Here is a 20,021-nt window from a genome sequence, read left to right on the forward strand (position 1 = left end):
ACCTAGGCGCCTCGGCATGGGCGCCCAGCTTGGAGCACCCGGGTATTGCTACTGTGAATCGATTCACAATAGGTGGTGCGGGCCACGGGCGGTGAACGCAGAGGCCGCCGCTCCCCGTGGGGACGCGGCGGCCGCGGTGCGGTCCTCAGGCCAGCCGGATCACGTTCCACGACAGCGGTTCGAGTACGGCATGGAGCACCCCGTCCCGCAGTGTGGTCCCCGGTACGTCGTGCGGGGTGACGCGCTCGGGGTCGTCGAGGGTGTTGCGCGCCTCGGGGTCGGCGTCGGCGAGCGCCGTGTGGGCGACGACCTCCGTCAGGGGCAGGCCCTGGAGGGCCGCTTCCAGGGGCAGCGGGGCGTCCTGGCCGCGGTTGACGGCGAACACCGTGACGCTGCCGTCGTCGGCGCGTACGGCCGTGGCGTGCAGCAGGGGCACGGTGCCGTACTTGCGGGTCTCGTGGGTGGGTGAGTCGATCCGTACGTCGAGGACGCGGCCACGGCCGTGACGGGAGGCCTGGGCGAAGGGGAAGAACGTCGTCTGACGCCAGGCCGGGCCGCCCGGCTCGGTCATGATCGGGGCGATGACGTTCACGAGCTGGGCGAGGCACGCGATGCGCACCCGGTCGGCGTGGCGCAGCAGCGCGATCAGCAGCGAGCCGAGGACGACGGCGTCCGTCACCGAGTAGACGTCCTCCAGCAGGCGGGGCGCCTCTGGCCAGTCCAGCGGCTCCTCCTCGGCCTGCCGCAGGTAGCGGGTGAGGTACCAGACGTTCCACTCGTCGAAGGAGAGGTCGATCCGCTTCGGGGACTTGAGCCGGGCGCCGACGTGGTCGCAGGTGGCGACGACGTCCTCGATGAAGGCCTCCATGTCGACGGCGGAGGCGAGGAACGAGTCCCGGTCGCCGTCCTGTTCCTCGTAGTAGGCGTGCAGGGAGACGTAGTCGACGAGGTCGTACGTCTCGGCGAGGACGGCGGCCTCCCACGCGGCGAACGTGGGCATGGAGCGCGACGAGCTGCCGCACGCCACGAGTTGTACGTCGCGGTCGATCTGCCGCATGGCGCGGGCGGTCTCGGCGGCGAGCCGGCCGTACTCCGCGGCCGTCTTGTGGCCGGTCTGCCAGGGGCCGTCCATCTCGTTGCCGAGGCACCACAGGCGGATGCCGTACGGCTCCTTGTCGCCGTGGGCGATGCGGCGGCCGGACAGCTCGGTGCCGCCGGGGTGGTTGGCGTACTCCTGGAGTTCCAGCGCCTCGGCGACGCCGCGCGTGCCGAGGTTGAGGGCCATCATCGGTTCCGCCTGCGGGCCGACGCGCCTCAGGAACGCGATGTACTCGGCGAGCCCGAAGCGGTTCGTCTCGGTCGACCGCCAGGCGAGGTCGAGCCGGCGCGGGCGCCGCTCGACGGGGCCGACACCGTCCTCCCAGCGGTAGCCGGAGACGAAGTTGCCGCCGGGGTAGCGGATGACGGTCACGCCGAGTTCGCGGACGAGGTCGAGGACGTCGGTGCGCAGCCCGGTCTCGTCGGCGGCCGGGTGGCCGGGCTCGTGGATGCCGGTGTAGACGCAGCGGCCGAGGTGCTCGACGAACGAGCCGAAGAGGCGCGGGTCCACGTCGCCGACGGTGAAGGCGGGGTCGAGGGTGAAGCGGGCGACGGGGGCGGGCCGTGTCATGGGCGATTCCCTTTCCCTGGCGGGCTGTTGGGCCGCGCGGCCCGTGTCGGCCGGCGGCGGGGCAGCCCCATGGTGATCGCGGGAGGGGTGACACACCAGAGTTTCGGCCGAATTACCGGATGACGGTCGATATGCCGAACAAGCATCGCTGCGCATGTCAACCGAAGGTTGACACTCAAGCGCTGTCAACCTAGCGTTGACACATGACGAAACCCGAAGACGTCACGTCCTCCGTCCGCCTGGACGACCTGATCCGGGCCATCAAGACCACCCACACCGACGCGCTGGAACAGCTCTCCAGCGCGGTCATCGCCGCCGACCACCTCGGCGAGGTCGCCGACCACCTCATCGGCCACTTCGTCGACCAGGCGCGGCGCTCCGGCGCCTCGTGGACCGACATCGGCCGCAGCATGGGCGTCACCCGCCAGGCGGCGCAGAAGCGCTTCGTGCCGAAGGACCCCGGAGAGCCCTCGGACCTCGACCCCAGCCAGGGCTTCAGCCGCTTCAACGACGACGCCAGGAAGATCGTCGTCGCCGGACACGCGGCGGCGCAGTCGGCGCGCAGCGCCGAAGTGGGCCTCGCCCACCTGGCGTTGGGCCTGGTCACCGAGCCGGGTACGCCCGCAGCGCGGGCGATCACCGCCCAGGGCGTGACCCTGGACGCCGTACGGGAGGCCGCGACCGCCGCCCTGCCCGAGCCGGCCGAGGAGCCGCCCTCGCTCGTGCCGTACGACCAGGCCGCGAAGAAGGTCCTGGAACTCACCTTCCGCGAGGCGCTGCGCCTGGGCCACCAGTACATCGGGCCCGAGCATCTGCTGCTCGCACAGCTGGAGTACGAGGACGGCCAGGGGCTGTTCGGCGGCGTCGGGCTCGACAAGGCCGCGGCCGAGGCCCACATCGCCGCGGCGACGGGCGGCGCGGCGTGACACGCTGACGCCATGCCCTTCGACCACAACGACCACTACCACGCCCTGCTGACGCGTCAGATCCCGCTCCACGCCCGCACGGCGCTGGACGTCGGCTGCGGGACCGGCCGGTTCGCCCGGAGACTCGCCCGGCGGGGCCTGGAGGTCGACGCGGTCGACGTCTCGGCGGAGGTGGTGGAGGCGGCGCGGGCGCTGTCGGCGCGGACGGAGGGGGACGGCGGGCGCGGCCCGGACGGCGCGGGCGGGCCCCGTTTCCGGCAGGCCGACATCACCACGGCACAACTCGCGCCCGGCCACTACGACTTCGTGTCGTGTCTGGCGAGCCTCCACCACATGCCGTTCGCGCCGACGCTGACGGCGCTGCGCGCCACGCTCGCGCCGGGGGGCGTCCTCGCGATCCTGGGCTGCTACCCGGAGTCCTCCCCCGCCGACTGGGCCTGGAGCGTGGCGGCCGTCCCCGCCAACGCGGCCGCCCGCTCGGCCGTGGCGGCGAAGGAGTACCTGCGCGGCGCCCCTCGGCAGCCGGTGCGGGCTCCGGTCCTGGCTCCCCGCATGCCCCTGTCGGCCGTCCGCCGGGAAGCCGCGGACCTCCTGCCCGGCTGCCGGGTGCGCCGCCTGCTGTTCTGGCGCTACCTGCTGGTCTACCGGAAGGCCGCCACAGTCTTGTGACGTGCCACCGTGTCCTCAACAATTTGCTGACGTGGCAAGGGAGTTGGACGCACCGGCATCAGGAGGAGGCGGAACAGGTGAGTGACGACCGAAAGCGCCGCGAGGAGGACCGGCGCCGGCGGGACCTCGAATTCCAGCTGGAGCAGGAGCGTCAGCAGAGGGCGCGGGAGGCCGCGGCCGCGGTGGCCGCCCAGCAGGCGGCGGAGGAGGCGGCCCGGCAGGCGCAGCAGTAGCCGCAGCGGGAGCCGGGCAGGATCCCGACTGGGCCGCCGCGGACCGCCTCGTCCGTCCCGGTCGGGGCCGTCCGGGCCGTCCCGGTCTGGTCCGAGCCGGTCCGAGCGGTCCGGGCCGGTCCGAGAGGTCCGGGCCGAAAAGCGTTTCCCCGATGTGTGCGGGGGCCGTTAGCCTCGCGCACGTCCTGAAGTGCGCACACCGGGGAGATACGTGTCGGGCGACGGAAAGATGCACGCCGACGAGCTGGACATCGACGAGGTCCTCGTCGAGCGGCTGATCGCGGCGCAGTTCCCCCGATGGGCCGGGCTGCCCGTCGTGAAGGTTCCGTCCTCCGGCACCGACAACGCCATGTACCGGCTCGGGGACGACATGGTCGTGCGGCTCCCCCGGGTGCCGGGTGCCGCCGGGCAGGTCGGCAAGGAGGGGCGCTGGCTGCCGAGGCTCGCCCCGGAGTTGCCGCTGGACGTTCCGGTGCCGCTCGCCGCCGGGGTGCCCGGCGAGGGCTTTCCGCTGCCGTGGTCGGTGCAGCGGTGGCTGGACGGGGCCGACGTGGTGGACGCTCCCGTGGATCTGCGGGACGCGGCGGTGCGGCTCGGCCTGTTCGTCGCCGCGCTGCGGCGCGCGGACGCCACCGGTGGGCCGCCGTCCTTCCGCGGGGGGCCGGTGGCGGACGGTGACGCGGAGGTCCGGGACGCGATCCGCGACCTGGCGGGCGACGGGACGGTGGACGGGGACCTGGCCACCGCCGCGTGGGAGGACGTGCTGAAGCTCCCGCAGTGGGAGGGCGCGCCCGTGTGGGTGCACAGCGACCTGCTGCCGGGGAACCTGCTCGCCGTGGACGGGCGGCTCAGCGCCGTCATCGACTTCGGCTGCCTGGGTGTCGGCGACCCCGCCTGCGACATGCTCCCCGCCTGGACCCTGCTGACCGCCGACACGCGCGGCCCGTTCCGTGAGGCGGCCGGGGTGGACGACGCCACGTGGGCGCGGGGACGGGGCTGGGCGCTGCGCTGGGGCCTCACGGCCGACCACTATTACCGCGTCCTCCACCCCACCAACCCGGTGCTCGCCGCCGTGGGCCGCCGTACCGCCGCCGAAGCCCTGGACGAGTTCCGGGCCATGGTCTGATCAGGCCGGTCCGGGGACCAGCACCTCGACCCGGGGCAGCGCCCGGTGCCGGTGGTGGGCCGCGGCGACGCCGCCGAGCGCGGGGCGGTCCAGGGCCCGGTACGCCGCCACCAGTAGCTCCGCCGCCAGGGCCTCGCGGTGCGCGTCGCCGCCCGACGCCCAGTGCAGGTCGCGGCCGAGGACCAGCGCCTCGGCCGGATCGCCGGACGCGCAGCGGCGCAGGGCCTCGGTGTGGCGGGCCCGCAGGGCCTCGGCGTTGTCGAGGACGGCGTACATGTGCGTGGCGAAGCGGTACTCGTCGGCGGCGTTGTGGGGCGGGCGGTCGTCGACGGTGTCCCCCGCCACCAGGGCGCCGCCGCCGTCGAGCGTGGTGACGCGGTCGTGGTCGGCCGGCGGGGCGGCGAGGTCGTACGCCTGCGCGTGGGCGAGCCCTGTCTCCGTACGGTCCGCCGTCCCGAAGCCGGTCAGCGCACGGCGCAGCAGCCCGAGGCGGGTGCGGTGCGCCGCCGTCTCCTCGTCGTCGGAGGGGTCGTCGTCCAGGTCGCGCCAACAGCGTTCGAGCACGGCCCGTACGGCCTCCAGGGGTGTCCGGGCCGTCCGGTCGATGCCGCCGCCGTCGAGCGTGCGGTACGAGGCGACCCCGGCGCACGTGCGGCCGTCGTCGTACCAGAGGCCGAAGTGCAGGCCGTCGGACCCGCCGTGCAGGAAGGTCAGGAACTCCGGCGGGTCGCGGTAGTAGCGTCCGTGCACCCGCGCGTCCAGGCCGTCGCGCGGCGGCGCGGCCGGGTCGCGGAACAGGTCCGTGATCCCGCACGGGGACAGGCCGATGTCGCCCAGTGCCCGGCGCGCCTCCGGGTCGAGCGCGTCGAGGAACTCCGCGAAGACGAAGAACGGCTCCGGAAGTTCCAGCCCCCAGTCGCGTGCCACCCGCTCCGCGACGGCTTCCCTCTGTCCCTGCTGCACGGACGGAGGTTATCGAACGCGTACGACGACGGTGAGGGTGACCCGGTGGCCCTCCGGGCGGGCGGTGGCCGTGACGACGGCGCGGCCCGTGCGGACGGCGTGCAGGTCCCAGGCCGCGTATCCCGGGTCGGTCTCGAAGAGGACGGGGACGAGTTCCACCGCGTCGCCGGTGACGGCCGGGCCTTCCCAGCGGTGCCGGGCCGTCAGGCGCAGCTGCGTCCTGTCGCCCGGGGCGAGCGTGACGGTGCTGCCCGTGTCCGCCTCGGTGAGGACGCGCGGTGCGGGCTCGCCGGGCGTCTCCGTGGACCGGGGCGGCGGAGTGGGTGCCGGGGCGGCCGTCGCCCCGGTGGGCGACGGGGCCGGTTCCGGGGCCGGTGTGCACGCCGTGGCCGCCGCCACCCCGAGGAGCAGGGTGACGGCGGCCGCGCGGGTCCTCACACCAGCGGGATGTTGAGGCACGTGAGGATCGCCGTCTGTTCGGCCAGCTGCCTGCTGGTCGCGTTCGGGTCGAGGCGTACCCGCTCGGCCTTCTGCACGGCTTCCAGGAACGGCGTGTCCGGCTTCAGGTCGCTGTCGGTGTCGACGAGTTCGTCCCCGTCGAAGGCGCCGTTCGCGAAGTTCAGCCAGGCGGCCAGCAACTGGCGGTCGAAGGTGCGCTTCGGGTCGAGGAGCGAGACGAACAGCGTGTTCGCCGCCTTCTCCTGCGTCGACACGTCCCGTACCTCCGGGAACACGGCGCTCGCGTGCTGGACGGTCCTGAGGTGGCAGTCCAGGGTCTGCCTGCCGAGGCCGGTGAGGTCGCCGGTCAGGTACTTGACGTACCAGACGTCGGCGAGCAGCGGCAGCGGTGCGTTGCCCTGGACGATGACGGGGACGCCGTCGGTGCCGGTGCCGCCGTCGTCGTCGCGAGCCGTGACGGACAGGTCGTACAGGCAGGGCCTGCTGTACGTGTGGGCCTGCCGGTCGGTCAGGTCGCGGGGCTGGACGGTGGGGCTGTGGTCCGGGTCGGGGTCCGGCGGGTTGACGAGGGACGTGGTCGTGGTGGCGGGGGTGCCGTCGCCCCAGGTCCAGGTCAGGGTCTCGTCGTCGCTGCCGGGGTCGGTGACGCGGGCGGCGTACGTGTGCTCGTCGCCCGCGCGCACCACGAGGGTCCTCCCGCCGGCGAGGGTCACCGCGCCCGTCGTGTCGAGCGCGGCCTTCGGGGCGACGTTGGCGACGGTGATCTCCGCGGAGCCGCAGGTCGTCGTGTCGTCGTCGCTCCCGCACACGCGCACGGTGAAGGTGCCGTCGTCGCCGAAGACGATGTCGCGGGTGAAGGCGAGGGTGGCGTCGGGCCGGTCGTTCTCCAGCCGTCCCGGCAGCGGTACGGGTGTGCCGTCGCCCGGGTCGACGGTCGCCGTGAGCGGGTCGAGCCAGCCGGGGTCGGTGACCGTGCCGCTGACGGTGAGCTTCCCGCCCTCCTCGCGCGGGCCCTCGACGGTGAGGGACACGGTGGGTGCCACGTTGGTGACGGTGACGGTCGCGGTGTCGGTGTCGGCTCCGGCGGCGTTGGTGACGCGCAGGCCTACGGTGTACGTGCCGTCCCGGCCGACCCTGTCGAACCGCGGGCGCGGCCCGCCGGCGTCGTCGTAGGCGCCGTCGCCGTCGAAGTCCCAGGCGTAGGCGGTGGTGCCGGTGCCGCCGGGGACGGTGGAGCCGGTCGCGTCGAGCGTGACGTCGGTGCCCTCGCGGGTGGTGTACGGGCCGCCCGCGTCCGCGGTCGGGCGGCAGGTCGCGGGCAGGTCGGTGGCGGGCTGCGCCTGGGTCTGGCTGGGCGAGGCGGCGCTCGCGCCCATGCCGCGGCGGGCGAAGGCGCCCCACAGCAGGCACTGGTTGGCGCCGCCGTTGTTCGCGCGGTCGGCGGCGAGGATGCCGTCGCGGGCGTCGAGGAAGTCCGGTGACGACGGGGTGAGCTTCATCCCGTCGACCATGAGCTGTTCGTGCTGCCGCTTGCCCGCGGCCTGGCCGTGCGCACCGATGAGCGCGGTGCGCATGTCCCACATCGTGGCGGCCCAGATCTCGCCGTCGCGGTGGACCTGGCAGGTGCCTCCGGAGCACAGGTCGGCGTAGGTGAGGGGGCTGTTGTCGTAGGCGAAGCGGCGGATGCCGGTGGCGCGGCCGTTGGCGTACTCGCCGTAGACGGGGTCGTTCCAGAGGCTGGTGGCGACGGCGTCGGACCAGCCCTCGCCGAGTCCGCCGGTCTGCGCGCCGGAGCCGAGGCGGCCGCCTCCGACGAGCCGGTGGGACAGGCCGTGGCTGTACTCGTGGGCGACGGTGTCACCGTTCATGCCGCGGTGGGTGTCGTGCTGGCCGCAGGTGGTGCGGCCGACGAAGAGCCGCATGGTGGGCTTGTTGCCGTCGGTGGGGGTGCTGAAGTTGGCGTTGCAGGCGCTGTCGCCGTTGGCGTCGAAGTCGACGTAGACCTGGACGCGGTCGCCGGCGGCGCCGCCGTTGCCGAGGTTGTCCTCCTGGAAGTTGCCGGACGCCTCGTCGAAGCCGAGGTCGTAGAGGACGTCGTGCATCCGGTTGGTGTAGTAGAAGGCCTGCGTGACGACGGCGTCCCGGTCGGTGGTGAGGTCGGTGCCGCCGCTGGTACGGAACGCGTCGGTGAAGGTGTAGTCGAAGTGCTGATGGCCGGGTTCCCCGGCTGCGGGGGTCTGCGGCTGGTGGCCGAGGCGTCCCGTGCCGTCGGGGTCGTGGGACGTCTCGGTGTTGTTGCCGGTGGTGACGCGGCCGCTCACCCAGGAGCGGCCGAGGCCGCTGAACGGGACGACGGAGGCGGGTCCGGCGGTGGGGTTCTGGCCGGTGAAGACCCGGCCTTCGGGGCCCTCGTGGCTGGTGAGGTCGGTGCGTTGGAGGACGGCGCCGGTCTCCGCGTCGACGACGGTGTCGTAGAGGTGGCCGTTGTCGGCGGTGAGGGTGGTGTGCCAGGCGGGCCTGGCGGTGCCGTCGGTGAGCGGGAACGTGACCCGTACGGCGGTCGTGGCCCCGGTGGGCCGGTCGGTGCCGACGGACGCGGCGGCCCGGTCGAGGGCGGCGGCGCGGTCGAGCCGGGCGGTGCCGGGCGCCTGGGCGCCGGGGACGAGGTCGCCGGCGACGTGGAGGACGCGGCCGGCCTCGTCGACGGCGACGGACAGGCGGGCGCCGTGGACGGGGTGGCCCGTCCGGGCGTCGGTCTGGTCGATGAAGACGTGGTGGACGCCGTTGTGGGCGGTGCGGTAGGAGCGGGCCACCGTGAGGGCCGCGGTCTCCTGCGCCGTCAGGCCGTACAGGTCGGCGTGGTCGCGTACGTGGGCCAGGGCCACCGTGCGGGCGTCGCCGCGGGTGGCGTCCGTCAGGGTCTGCCCGCCGCGGGGCGTCAGGAGGCGGGGTGTGCCGAAGCGGCCCCAGCGGACGGCGGCCTCGTCGAGCCGCTGGGCGGCGCGGAGCCGGGCCGGTGGCGGCGCGGTGCGCGTGTCTCCCCGGACGTCGACGTCGGGGTACGGGCGGTCGTCCGCCTGTCGGTGTCCGGCGTCGGTGCTCTGCCGCTGGGCGGGTCTGCCGCCTTCGGCGGCCGGCGTGGCCGCGGCGGGGACGGTCGCGACCGCCGGTAATGCCAGGAGTACGGCGCCGATGAGTAACGATCGGGCGCCCCGTGCGGGTGTGGACGGCATCGTTCTCCCCCCTCGATGCTCGGTGGTGGACGCGGCCACGGTACGTGGGCATGTCAACCGCAGTGAAGGGGGCGTGCGTTCACCCGTTCAGGTGAAGGGCTCAGTCGTGGGCGGACTGCGCCCACGCCCTCAGCTCCCGCTCGGCCTCCCGCAGCAGCGCGTCGGGAGGCGCGCTCGCACCCTGCGCGACCAGCGCGAAGTGGCGCCCGCCCGGCTCCCCGTCCGGGGCGGTGAGCAGCAGCCGGCGGCTGCCCGTCCCGCCCGGTTCGGGGGCCACGGCGACGGGTGTGCCGGGGGTGTACGAGGGCGGTGCGTGGACGCTGCCGAGGTCGGTGACGACCGTGGTGCGGGCCGGGTCGAAGGTCGCCGGCAGGTGGAGTTCGGTGGGCGCGGGGGTGCCGCCGCCGTTTCCCGCCCGCCAGAGCAGCAGGCCGTACTGTCCCGTGCCGACCAGCTGCGCGACGTGCGGGAGCGAGGCCGGTACGGGGTTCCAGGTGAGGGTGGTGGAGCCGTCGCGGGAGCGGTCCTCGTAGGTGAAGGCGAGGGTGCGCCCGGCGACCGCGCTGGGATAGAGCCGGTCCAGGAGGCGCGCGTCCTGGCGCAGGACGGGCCGGCCGGTGTCGTCGAGGCGTACGGCGGACAGGTCCTCGCCGTTCCAGGCGTCGCCCTCGGTGAGGACCTTGCCGGGGTTGCCGTTCATGGCCTCGTGGTGGCGGCCGCTGTAGATGTCCCACTGCCACTGCGTACCGGACAGGACCGGGCCCGAGGCGAGGGGGCGGGACCACCAGGTGGTGCCGGGCAGGCGGGAGTCGAGCGCCTGGTACACGGCCTTGAGCACGGTCGGCGCCTTGTCCGCGACCGTGCCGGTGAGCGGGTGGCCGAACTCGCTGACCACGGCGGCCGTTCCGGCCCCGGCGGCCCGGTCGCGGACGGCGGCGAAGTCGCCCGCGTACTGGCCGTCCTTCGCCTTGCCCCACATGAAGATCCCGGAGATGGCCTTCTGGTCGTAGAAGTGGGTGTTGAACACGTACCGGGGCCCGAGCGCGCCACCCGCGTCGAGCAGGCCGCCCTCCTCCCGCTGGAAGTCGATGTTGGCGTTCCAGAAGAGGTTCGGCTCGACGAACGCGGGCTTGTCCTGCCAGCCCGCGGCGTCCATGCGGGCGCGGAAGCGCTCGTGGAAGGGCCACAGGACGTCCCGCTCCCAGGTGCGGCTGTCCTGGCCGGGGTCGTACCGGCCGGCGTGGGGCTCGTTGTACGGGTCGAAGCCGACGACGTGGGCGAACTCGTCGGCGGTGAGGTGGTCGGCGAGGTACGCCATGGTGGCCTGCGCGGTGGCCAGGAAGGCGTCCTGGACGCCGTCGCGGTTGTGCCAGAAGTCGTACGACGCGCGCTTCACGGCCTCGTTCTGGGTGATGTTCTGCCCCCAGAACAGGCAGAGGCCACAGGACTCGCGCGGGTAACCGGCGTTCCCGACGGCCCACTCGGGCGCGCCGTCGCCGGTGTACCAGCTGTCCGCGTGGAACAGGTGGCGGGAGTGCAGGTCCTGGTGGAAGTCGGGGTAGACGCGGATCCCGGCCCGCAGGAAGGCGCGCATCTGCTCGGTCGCGGCGGCCAGGTACGCCCGGTCCACCCGGCCGCGCTCCGGCTCGGCGTGCGCCCAGGACAGCAGGAACCGCACGGTGTTGCCGCCGCCGCGGGCACGCAGCGCGTGCGCGGAGCGCTCGGCGTCGGCGGCCGAGGCGAAGGGCAGGCCGCCGTTCTCCTCCAGCTTCGTCTCGCCGGAGACGTTGTAGCCGCGCAGAACGACTTCGCGGCCGAGTGCGTCGGTGAAGCGGCCGTCCCGCACGGTGAGGGCGCGCGTGGCCGGGGCGTCGAACCACAGGGACGCGGCCGGCGCGGCGGTCCCTGGCGCGGCCCCGGGGACGCACAGGGCGGCCAGGAGGACGGCGGTGAAGGCGACGACACAGCGGCGGCGATGGCGACCACGCGCCCGAGCCGGGGTCCCGGAAGTCATACACCCCAAAGTCCTGACGGTCCATCAGATTGTCAATGCCCGTGACAGGCACTACCCGTTGTCCGCACAACGGATCAATGCCACGGTAAATCGCCCATTACCGTGCACGCGACCCAAATCCGTAATGGCGCGATGCCGCACCGAAGACACGTCCCTTCAGCGGATCTGCACACCGATTCTTCAGCCGTCACACCGTCTCCCGGCCCCGCACACCCCGCTGACCAGCGAAGAAGCCTCCTGGTACCGCAATGTCCGGTTGGCCGGGCAACCGACCGGCGGGTAAACGGAGAAAAGGCGAGCGGTGCTGTGAAGGATCTGCCACCAAGCCATGAACACGCCCGCACATCACGGCAATTCACGACCGTCCCGTCCCCTGGAAGGGGGGTTGTCCGATTGGCCGTTCAATGGGCCCGCGTGCTTTGATCCTTCGCACCGCGACAGCCGTTCGAAGGCCGTTCGCGGTGCTCTCGAGTAATTCGTGTGAAGGGAACCCCACATCATGAACGCCCCCCAGATCCAGACCCAGGAAATCTCCGACGCCGACCTCGACAACGTGGCCGGCGGCCTCTGCGGCGGCCTGGTCGGCAACGTCGTCGGCGCCGTCGACTCGGTCGTCCCGGTCGGTGGCACCATCGCCGACCTGACCTCCACCACCGACGCGCTGACCGGCCTCAACACCACCGGCGCCACGGCCTACGCCGCCGGTCTCTGAGCCTGTAGCGGCCGTACGGTGACGGCCCGTCGGCGTCCCCCCACACCTTCGGTGCCGACGGGCCGGCCCGTCGTGCGTCCCGGATTCCGCCGTCCGGGACGCGCGGCCGTCCACCGCATCCGCCCCGCTCCCTCCCTTTTCCACGAAATTCCGTGCAGTACGAGGAAAGTGTGTCGTGCAGTTCCGCCAACAGGCCCTTTCCAAACTGCAGTCGCCGGAGGAAATCGACCTGCCGGTGCGTTTCGCGCGCCCGCAGGGACTGCTGGTCCTCGGCGTCACCGTGCTCGCCGTGATCGCCGCCTCCGTGTGGGCCGTCGCCGGCTCCGTCTCGTCCACGCTGCGCGCCCCCGGCATCCTCACCCACGCCCGTGGCAGCTACGTCCTGCAGAGCCCCGTCGCCGGCCAGGTCACCGCCGTCCTCGCCGAGGAAGGCGAGCGCGTTCGGGCCGGTGCGCCCCTGGTGACGGTCCGCACCGCGCAGGGCGACACCGTCGTCCGCACCATCGACGCGGGCCGGGTGACCGCGCTCGCCGCGACCATCGGCGCCGTGGTGACGACCGGCGCCGACATCGCCGCCGTGGAGCGGATCGACGGCGGGGGCGACGGCGACGCTCCCCTGAAGGCCGTCGTGTACGTGCCCGCCGACAGCGGTGCCTCCGTCCCCGTCGGCGCCTCCGTCGACCTCACCGTCCAGTCGGTGCCCTCCCAGCGGTACGGAGTACTGCGCGGCCGCGTCGAGGCCGTCGGCCGCACCGCGCAGACCAGCCGCCGCATCGCCGCGTTCCTCGGCAGCGACCAGCTCGGCGAGCAGTTCTCGCGGCAGGGCCCGCCCGTCGCCGTCCTCGTCGCGCTCGACCGCTCGCCGTCCACCCGGACCGGCTACGTCTGGTCCACGTCCGACGGGCCACCGTTCCCTCTCGCGTCCATGACCCTGACCACCGCCACCGTCCACCTCGCCGCACAGCGCCCGATCGACTGGCTGCTGCCGTGACGCGCCGCAGCGCCCCGCGCGGGCGCGCCCGCCGGCCGGCCGCCCCCGTGAAGACGCCGAGGCCCGTCCGCACCCCCACCGTCCTGCAGATGGAGGCCGTCGAGTGCGGCGCCGCCTGCCTCGCGATGGTCCTGGCCCACCACGGCCGGCACGTGCCCCTGGAGGAGCTGCGCATCGCGTGCGGCGTCTCCCGCGACGGCTCGCGCGCCAGCAACCTCCTCAAGGCGGCCCGCGGCTACGGCCTCCAGGCCAAGGGCATGCAGATGGAACCCGCCGCTCTCGCCGGGGTGCGCGGACCGGCTATCCTCTTCTGGGAGTTCAACCACTACGTCGTCTACGACGGCACGGGCCGCCGCTTCGGCCGCCGGGGCGTACACATCAACGACCCCGACAAGGGCCGCCGGTTCGTGGCGGCGGAGGAGTTCGACACGAGCTTCACCGGCGTCGTGCTGGTGATGGAGCCGACCCCCGCCTTCCGCCGCGGCGGCCGCCGCCCGGGCGTCCTGCGCGCCGTGCCCGCCCGGCTGCGCGGCACCACCGGGACGCTGCTGGCGGCGCTGCTGGCCAGCCTGCTGCTCGTCGCGGTCGGGGCGGCCCTGCCCGCGCTGAGCCGTACGTACATCGACCTGTTCCTGATCGGCGGCCAGACCTCGGTGCTGGGCGCGCTGTTCGCGTCCATGGGCGTGATGGCCGCGCTCACCGCCGTGCTGACCTGGCTCCAGCAGGCGAACCTGCTGCGGGGCCGGATCATCGCGTCCACCCTCGGCAGCGCCCGCTTCCTGCGCCATCTGATGCGGCTCCCGGTCACGTTCTTCGCCCAGCGCAGCCCCGCCGACCTGGTGCAGCGGCTCCAGTCGAACGACGCCGTCGCCGAGACCCTGGCCCGCGACCTGGCCGCCGCGGGCGTGGACGGTGTCGTCGTCGTCCTGTACGCGCTGCTGCTGTGGACGTACGACCCGCAGCTCACCGTGGTGGGCGTCGGCGTCGCGCTGCTGAACGTGGTCGCCATGCGGATCGTGCTCCGGCTGCGCGCGACCCGTACGCAGAAGCTGCGCGCCGACAACGCCCGGCTGACGAACACCTCGTACACCGGTCTCCAGCTGATCGAGACCATGAAGGCGACCGGCGGCGAGAACGGCTGGTTCCGCCGCTGGGCGGGCCAGCACGCCACCACCCTGGAGGAGCAGCAGCGCCTCGGCGTGCCGAGCGCGGCCCTGGCCGTGGTGGCGCCCGCGCTGGCGACGCTCAACAGCGCGCTGATCCTGTGGATCGGCGGGCTGCGCGCGGTGGAGGGCCATCTGTCCATCGGGCTGCTCGTCGCGTTCCAGGCGCTGGTGACCCGGTTCACCGCGCCGATCACCCGGCTGAACGGGGTGGCGGGCCGCATCCAGGACTTCGCGGCGGACGTGGCACGGCTGAAGGACGTGGAGTCCTTCCCCGCCGACCGGTTGTACGCGCGGCCGGGCGGCTCCGACACGAGCACGCGGAGGCTGACCGGGCATGTCGAGCTGGAGGACGTCACGTTCGGCTACAGCCCCTTGGACGAGCCGCTGCTGAAGGGGTTCTCGCTGGCCGTCGGGCCGGGGCGGCAGGTGGCGCTCGTCGGCGGGTCCGGCAGCGGCAAGTCGACCGTGTCGCGGCTCATCTCCGGGCTGTACGCCCCGTGGGAGGGGACGATCCGCGTCGACGGGCAGCGCCTGGAGGACATTCCGCGCGGCGCGCTGGCCGCCTCCGTGTCCTTCGTCGACCAGGACGTCTTCCTCTTCGAGGGAACGGTCCGGGACAACGTGGCGCTGTGGGACCCGTCCGTGCCCGACGAGGCGGTCGTCGCCGCGCTGCGGGACGCGGCGCTCTACGACGAGGTGATCGCGCGGCGCCCGGAGGGCATCCACGGCCGCGTCGAGCAGGACGGGCGGAACTTCTCGGGCGGCCAGCGCCAGCGCCTGGAGATCGCGCGGGCGCTGGTGCGCCGGCCGAGCGTGCTGGTGCTGGACGAGGTGACGAGCGCCCTGGACGCCCGTACCGAGCAGGTCGTCATGGAGAACCTGCGGCGGCGCGGCTGTGCGTGCGTGGTCATCGCGCACCGGCTGTCCACGGTCCGCGACAGCGACGAGATCGTCGTCCTCGACCACGGGACGGTCGTGGAGCGGGGCCGTCACGAGGACCTGCTCGCCGCCGGCGGCGCGTACGCCGAGCTGGTCAGGGAGCGTTGATGAGCGGCGCCGAGGTGGGCGCGGAGGTGGCTGCGGCGCCGGCGGACGCGGTGGTGCACGCCCTGGGCGCCCTGGGCACCCCCGTCGTGGGCGCCGGCCTGCGGACCGTACCGCTGGAGGGGCCGCACGTGCTGTGGCTCGTCGCGCACGGCGGACTCGACCTGTTCGCGGTGGACGCGGCGCAGGAGGGGCACTGGCACTTCCTGGGCCGGCTGGAGGCGGGCAGTCTGCTGCTGGGGCCGGTCGCCGGGCCGCAGCACACGCTGCTCGGGCGCCCGTCGCAGGACTGCGTGCTGCGCCGGATCGCCCTGCGGGAGCTGTGGGAGGCCCCGCCGCCGCAGTACACCGACGCGTACGGGAACCCGCTCGGGCAGCGGCCGTACGCGGCCTCCTGGACGGGCGGGTCCGTCGATCCGTACGGGGATCCGTACACCGATCCGTACTCCGATCCGTACGCCGCGCCGCAGGCCGGCCCGTACCCGGTGGCGCCGACCCCGCTGGAGTACGCCTTCGCGCTCGGCACGGCGCGCAGTCTGGGCGTGCTGTTCGAGGCGCCGCTGGGCGACCGGGCCGGGGCGGACGAGGGCGCGCCGGTCATGGACGAGGACGTGCTGTGGATGGACGTGCCGCCCGGCAGCGTGCGCTACGGCGCGGAGTTCAGCGCCGACGCGGCGGCCGACCTGCTGGTCGACGGGCAGTTGTGGCAGCGGATGGTCGGTCAGCAGGAGCGGCTGCTGACGGCCGTCGACCGGTGGATCGAGCGGCTGGAGCGCGCGCACGAGGACCGTACGGCGGCCGGCATCCGGGCGGGCGAGGCCGTGCGCGCGGGGGCCGACCGGGCGCTGCTGGCGTCGATCGGCGGCCCGGAGCGCGGGGCGCGGGCCGGGGCGGGCGGCGGCGCGTCGGACGACCAGACGTTCGCCGTGTGCCGGCGGGTCGCGGCGGCGGCCGGGATCACGCTCACGGAGCCGGCACGCGGTGGCGAGGCCGACGACCGGACGGGCGGCGTCGAGCGCATCGCGGTCGCGTCGCGCGTGCGGACGCGGGCGGTGCGCCTGGAGGGGTCCTGGTGGCGGTCGGACTCCGGGCCGCTCGTCGGGCACTGGGCTGCGTCGGGCGCGCCGGTCGCGCTGCTGTGGCGGCGGGGCCGGTACGAGGCGGTGAACCCGGTGTCGGGTGTGCGGCGGCGCGTCGACGCGCGCACGGCCGGGGAGTTGGAGCCGCGGGGGGTGATGTTCTACCGGCCGCTGCCGGAGCGGCCGATGCCGGCGTGGCGGCTGGCCCGGTTCGCGCTGCGGGGCAGTGGCGCGGACCTGCGGAACCTGGCGCTGGCGGGCCTGGTGACGGTGGTGCTGGGCGCGCTGGTCCCGGTGGCGACGGGGCAGGTGCTGGGTGTGTACGTGCCGGCCGCCGAGCGCAGTCTGATCGTGCAGACGGCGCTGGCGGTGATGGTGGCGGGCGTGGTGGCCGCGGCGTTCGGGCTGTTGCAGAACCTGACGGTGCTGCGGATCGAGGGGCGTATCGAGAGCGTGCTCCAGCCCGCGGTGTGGGACCGGCTGCTGCGGCTGCCGGCCGGGTTCTTCGCGGGGCGGTCCACGGGCGAGCTGGCGAGTGCCGCGATGGGGATCAGCGCGATCCGCCGTGTCCTGTCCGGCACCGGTCCGGTGGTGGTGCAGGCGAGCACGGTCGGGGCGGTGAACCTGGTGCTGCTGCTGTGCTACAGCGTGCCGTTGGCGCTGGCGGCGATCGCGATGCTGCTGGTGGCGGGCGGGCTGTTCCTGGGGCTCGGCCTGTGGCAGGTGCGGTGGCAGCGGCGTCTGGTGAAGCTGACCAACGAGCTGAACAACCAGGCGTACCAGACGCTGCGCGGGCTGCCGAAGCTGCGGGTCGCGGCGGCGGAGAGCTTCGCGTACGCGGCGTGGGCGCGGAAGTTCGCTCGGTCGCGGGAGATGCACCGGCGGGCCGGCCACATCAAGAACCTCACGACGGTGGTGGACGCGGTCCATCTCCCCCTCTGCTCGCTGATCATGTTCATGCTGCTGGCGGGTCCGGCGCGGGGCACGATGTCGGCGGGCGCGTTCCTGACGTTCAGTACGTCGGTGACGATGCTGCTGACGTCGGTGACGCAGCTGACCGGGGCCCTGGTCTCGGCGGTGGCCGCGCTGCCGCTCTACGAGCAGGTGAAGCCGGTCCTCCAGGAGGTGCCGGAGGTGCGGGGCGGCAGTGCCCGGCCGGGGGTGCTGTCCGGGGAGATCGAGGTGCGGGGGCTGTCGTTCCGGTACGGCGACGAGGGCCCGCCGACGCTGGACGACGTGTCGTTCCGGGTGGGCCCCGGCGAGTTCGTGGCGGTGGTGGGGCCGAGCGGCTGCGGCAAGTCGACGCTGCTGCGGCTGCTGATCGGCTTCGAGCGGCCGGTGTCGGGCAGTGTGCTGTACGACGGTCAGGACCTGGCGGCCCTGGACCAGGCGGCGGTGCGCCGCCAGTGCGGGGTGGTGCTCCAGCACGCGCAGCCGCTGACCGGTTCGGTCCTGGACTGCATCTGCGGCGCCGAGTCGTTCCCGCAGGACGAGGTGTGGGCGGCGGCGGAGATGGCGGGCCTGGCCGAGGACATCCGGCGGATGCCGATGGGGCTGCACACGATGATCGCGGGCGGCGGGGCCGTCTCGGGGGGCCAGCGGCAGCGGCTGATGATCGCCCAGGCGCTGATCCGGCGGCCGCGGATCCTCTTCTTCGACGAGGCGACGAGTGCCCTGGACAACGAGACGCAGCGGACGGTGATGGAGTCCACGCGCCGGCTCAGCGCCACGCGGCTGGTGATCGCGCACCGGCTCTCGACGGTGCTGGACGCCGACCGGGTGATCGTGATGTCGGCCGGCCGGATCGTCGAGGAAGGCCCGCCGGCCACTCTCCTGGCCGACCCGAACGGCCATCTGCACGAATTGGTGCGGCGCCAAATGACCTGAAAGGGTGGGGTTTGCCCGTTGTCGAGAGTGTCGGCGTGACGGACGGGAACCCCTGACTCCTGAACCGTCCGGAACGCCCGGGCGGCGCGTCGTGACGCGACTTCGGAGGAAAAGATGATGAAGAAGGCCCTTGCCTGCGCGGCTCTCGTCGTGGTCGCCATGGCCGTCGGTACCGCCCCGGCCGCCGCCGGTGACGACGAGACCAAGCCCTGCAAGTTCTTCGCGGGCGAATACAGTGGCGCGGAGCTGCACTACCTGCAGTCGGCCGGCGGCGCCGAGATCCTCAGCACCGGCACCCTGGAAGGCTCCAAGATCGGTGCCACCTGCTGACACCCGCGCAGCACCGGACCGCCGGGGGCACGAGCACGGTGCCCCCGGCGTTCGCGTGCGTACGGGAAACCTCCGGCGCGGTGGCGAAGCACCTCCGTGAGGCTCGCAAGGTTTCTGCAAGGACCCGGCAAGGACGCCGTCCAGCGGCCCGGGCATCCCCTCCCGCGTCAGCCGAGCAGCGACATCGGGGGGATGTCAGTGGAGGCGATCAGCAGGTTCACCGGACCGGTGAGGGCCTCGGCCCGTCAGTGGCTCACCCTGACGGGCCGCAAGACCGTTCTGGTGGTGGCGCACACCGTCACGTACGGGAAGAGGTTGCTCGACGTGGTGTCGCTCCTGGAGTCGGACTTCCGGATCCAGGTGGTGTTCACGACGCCGCCGCACGAACTCGGCGACGGGACCGCGGGGTTCCTCGCCGGGACGGGCAGCGCGGTGGTGCCGTGGGAGGAGGCCGTACGGACCGAGTTCGACCTGGCGCTCGCCGCCGGGCCGCGCGCCATGGAGCGGCTCCGCTCGCGGGTGGTGCTGCTGCCGCACGGGGCGAACTTCCTCAAGCGGCTCGCGGGTGCCAGGACTTCGCAGGTGATGGGGTTGCGCCGGCGGGACGTCCTGCCGGGCGGGCGATCACCGGCGGCCGTGGTGCTCGCGCACCGGGACGACCTCGACGCGCTCGCCCGCAGCTGCCCGGAGGCCCTGCCGGTCGCCTCCGTCGTGGGTGACCCCGCGCGGGACCGGATCGTCGCGAGCCTGCCGCACCGGGACGCCTACCGTGCGGCGCTCGGTCTCGCCGAGGGCGAGAAGCTGATCACGCTGACCTCCACGTGGGGGCCGCGGTCGGCGTTCGCCCGCTTCGACCTGCTGCTGCCGCGGCTGATGGACCAGGTGCGGGGCACCGGCCACCGGCTGGCCGTGCTCATCCACCCCAACGTGTGGTCGGGGCACGGCTCACGCCAGGTCCGTGCGTGGCTGTCCTGCTGGGCGGAGCAGGGGCTGGGGATCGTGCCGCCCGACATGGACTGGCGGCCCGTGCTGTGCGCCGCGGACCTGATCATCGGCGACCACGGGTCGGTCACGCTGTACGGGACGCTGACGGGGGCGCCGATCCTGCTGGCGGCGGCGCCGGAACAGGAGATCAACCCGGACTCGCCGGCCGCCGACCTGGCGGTACTGGCCCCGGCGCTGTCGCCGGTGCACCCGCTGGAGGAGCAACTCGCCTATGCCGCCGCGGAGTACCGCCCCTCCGCGTACGAGGCGGTGTCGGCCCGCATCACCTCCGAACCGAACCGGTTCGACCGGAACATGCGCGCGTTGCTGTACACCCTCCTGGGCCTGGGGCAACCGGCCCACGAGCCGGTGACCCGCCCGCTCCCGCCCCCGGAACGCCGGCGTGTCTGGCCGGGCCAGGGGCGGGATGCGGGGGCGGTCGTCGTGCCGGGGCCGGGCGCGGGGGCGGCCGCGTGAACGGGGGCGCGGAGGACTGGCTCGTGGTCGATGCCGATGATCCGGCGCAGGCCCGGCTG

15 protein-coding genes are annotated in these 20,021 nt (G+C 73.8%); 10 read left to right on the forward strand and 5 right to left on the reverse strand.

Translation table 11 applies throughout. The annotated features are described in order from the left end of the window. Positions 1 to 145 precede the first annotated feature (145 nt). Positions 146 to 1,669 carry an arabinosylfuranosidase ArfA gene (gene arfA / locus ABEB09_RS04235; RefSeq protein WP_345687222.1) on the reverse strand — a complete coding sequence of 508 codons (1,524 nt, stop codon included), beginning with the start codon at positions 1,667 to 1,669 and terminating at the stop codon, positions 146 to 148. A gap of 203 nt (positions 1,670 to 1,872) precedes the next feature. Between arfA and ABEB09_RS04240 the strand changes: the two genes are divergently transcribed. From ABEB09_RS04240 to ABEB09_RS04255, 4 genes are all read left to right on the forward strand, one after another. Continuing rightward, a complete protein-coding gene (locus ABEB09_RS04240; RefSeq protein WP_345687224.1) occupies positions 1,873 to 2,595 on the forward strand; it encodes a Clp protease N-terminal domain-containing protein in 723 nt (240 codons plus the stop codon). Positions 2,596 to 2,607: 12 nt separating this feature from the next. Then, entirely contained in the window at positions 2,608 to 3,264 is a 657-nt protein-coding gene (locus ABEB09_RS04245; RefSeq protein WP_345687226.1) for a class I SAM-dependent methyltransferase, read from the forward strand. A 77-nt stretch (positions 3,265 to 3,341) separates the two neighbouring features. Continuing rightward, the gene (locus ABEB09_RS04250; protein WP_345687228.1) at positions 3,342 to 3,497 is read left to right on the forward strand and encodes a hypothetical protein; all 156 of its coding nucleotides are present in this window, start codon (positions 3,342 to 3,344) and stop codon (positions 3,495 to 3,497) included. 229 nt (positions 3,498 to 3,726) lie between these two features. After that, complete coding sequence (locus ABEB09_RS04255; protein WP_345693835.1) at positions 3,727 to 4,623, forward strand: aminoglycoside phosphotransferase family protein; 897 nt, start codon at positions 3,727 to 3,729, stop codon at positions 4,621 to 4,623. Here the strand turns inward: ABEB09_RS04255 and ABEB09_RS04260 are convergent, their stop codons facing one another. From ABEB09_RS04260 to ABEB09_RS04275, 4 genes are all read right to left on the reverse strand, one after another. Continuing rightward, positions 4,624 to 5,586, reverse strand: a complete 963-nt coding sequence (locus ABEB09_RS04260) for an ADP-ribosylation family protein (protein ID WP_345687230.1) — start codon at positions 5,584 to 5,586, stop codon at positions 4,624 to 4,626. A 9-nt stretch (positions 5,587 to 5,595) separates the two neighbouring features. After that, entirely contained in the window at positions 5,596 to 6,024 is a 429-nt protein-coding gene (locus ABEB09_RS04265; protein ID WP_345687232.1) for a hypothetical protein, read from the reverse strand. Further along, positions 6,021 to 9,278 carry a M36 family metallopeptidase gene (locus tag ABEB09_RS04270; protein ID WP_345687234.1) on the reverse strand — a complete coding sequence of 1,086 codons (3,258 nt, stop codon included), beginning with the start codon at positions 9,276 to 9,278 and terminating at the stop codon, positions 6,021 to 6,023. Before ABEB09_RS04270 ends, ABEB09_RS04265 begins: the two co-directional genes overlap by 4 nt. A 100-nt stretch (positions 9,279 to 9,378) precedes the next feature. Further along, entirely contained in the window at positions 9,379 to 11,292 is a 1,914-nt protein-coding gene (locus ABEB09_RS04275) for a cellulase family glycosylhydrolase (RefSeq protein WP_345687236.1), read from the reverse strand. A gap of 499 nt (positions 11,293 to 11,791) precedes the next feature. Between ABEB09_RS04275 and ABEB09_RS04280 the strand changes: the two genes are divergently transcribed. The 6 genes from ABEB09_RS04280 to ABEB09_RS04305 all read left to right on the forward strand — a co-directional run bounded on the left by ABEB09_RS04280 (position 11,792) and on the right by ABEB09_RS04305 (position 19,962). After that, the gene (locus ABEB09_RS04280) at positions 11,792 to 12,004 is read left to right on the forward strand and encodes a type A2 lantipeptide (protein WP_345687238.1); all 213 of its coding nucleotides are present in this window, start codon (positions 11,792 to 11,794) and stop codon (positions 12,002 to 12,004) included. Positions 12,005 to 12,179: 175 nt separating this feature from the next. Further along, complete coding sequence (locus ABEB09_RS04285) at positions 12,180 to 12,995, forward strand: DUF2118 domain-containing protein (RefSeq protein WP_345687240.1); 816 nt, start codon at positions 12,180 to 12,182, stop codon at positions 12,993 to 12,995. 89 nt (positions 12,996 to 13,084) lie between these two features. Next, complete coding sequence (locus ABEB09_RS04290; protein ID WP_380840595.1) at positions 13,085 to 15,208, forward strand: NHLP family bacteriocin export ABC transporter peptidase/permease/ATPase subunit; 2,124 nt, start codon at positions 13,085 to 13,087, stop codon at positions 15,206 to 15,208. Further along, positions 15,208 to 18,171, forward strand: a complete 2,964-nt coding sequence (locus ABEB09_RS04295) for an NHLP bacteriocin export ABC transporter permease/ATPase subunit (RefSeq protein ID WP_345687242.1) — start codon at positions 15,208 to 15,210, stop codon at positions 18,169 to 18,171. The genes ABEB09_RS04290 and ABEB09_RS04295 overlap by 1 nt, the downstream gene beginning before the upstream one ends. A gap of 117 nt (positions 18,172 to 18,288) precedes the next feature. Then, positions 18,289 to 18,501, forward strand: coding sequence for a hypothetical protein (locus tag ABEB09_RS04300; protein ID WP_345687244.1), 213 nt, complete (start codon positions 18,289 to 18,291; stop codon positions 18,499 to 18,501). Between the two features lie 192 nt (positions 18,502 to 18,693). Then, complete coding sequence (locus ABEB09_RS04305) at positions 18,694 to 19,962, forward strand: hypothetical protein (protein WP_345687246.1); 1,269 nt, start codon at positions 18,694 to 18,696, stop codon at positions 19,960 to 19,962. Positions 19,963 to 20,021: the final 59 nt, after the last annotated feature.

It is taken from the genome of Streptomyces coeruleoprunus, from assembly GCF_039542925.1.
GTDB classification, from domain to species: domain Bacteria; phylum Actinomycetota; class Actinomycetes; order Streptomycetales; family Streptomycetaceae; genus Streptomyces; species Streptomyces coeruleoprunus.

Excerpts from the sequence above, each read along its gene's own strand:
- arfA (WP_345687222.1), bottom strand. The coding sequence starts at position 1,669 with ATGACACGGCCCGCCCCCGTCGCCCGCTTCACCCTCGACCCCGCCTTC.
- ABEB09_RS04240 (WP_345687224.1), top strand. The coding sequence starts at position 1,873 with ATGACGAAACCCGAAGACGTCACGTCCTCCGTCCGCCTGGACGACCTG.
- ABEB09_RS04245 (WP_345687226.1), top strand. The coding sequence starts at position 2,608 with ATGCCCTTCGACCACAACGACCACTACCACGCCCTGCTGACGCGTCAG.
- ABEB09_RS04255 (WP_345693835.1), top strand. The coding sequence starts at position 3,727 with ATGCACGCCGACGAGCTGGACATCGACGAGGTCCTCGTCGAGCGGCTG.
- ABEB09_RS04270 (WP_345687234.1), bottom strand. The coding sequence starts at position 9,278 with ATGCCGTCCACACCCGCACGGGGCGCCCGATCGTTACTCATCGGCGCC.
- ABEB09_RS04275 (WP_345687236.1), bottom strand. The coding sequence starts at position 11,292 with ATGACTTCCGGGACCCCGGCTCGGGCGCGTGGTCGCCATCGCCGCCGC.
- ABEB09_RS04280 (WP_345687238.1), top strand. The coding sequence starts at position 11,792 with ATGAACGCCCCCCAGATCCAGACCCAGGAAATCTCCGACGCCGACCTC.
- ABEB09_RS04290 (WP_380840595.1), top strand. The coding sequence starts at position 13,085 with ATGGAGGCCGTCGAGTGCGGCGCCGCCTGCCTCGCGATGGTCCTGGCC.
- ABEB09_RS04295 (WP_345687242.1), top strand. The coding sequence starts at position 15,208 with ATGAGCGGCGCCGAGGTGGGCGCGGAGGTGGCTGCGGCGCCGGCGGAC.
- ABEB09_RS04300 (WP_345687244.1), top strand. The coding sequence starts at position 18,289 with ATGAAGAAGGCCCTTGCCTGCGCGGCTCTCGTCGTGGTCGCCATGGCC.
- ABEB09_RS04305 (WP_345687246.1), top strand. The coding sequence starts at position 18,694 with ATGTCAGTGGAGGCGATCAGCAGGTTCACCGGACCGGTGAGGGCCTCG.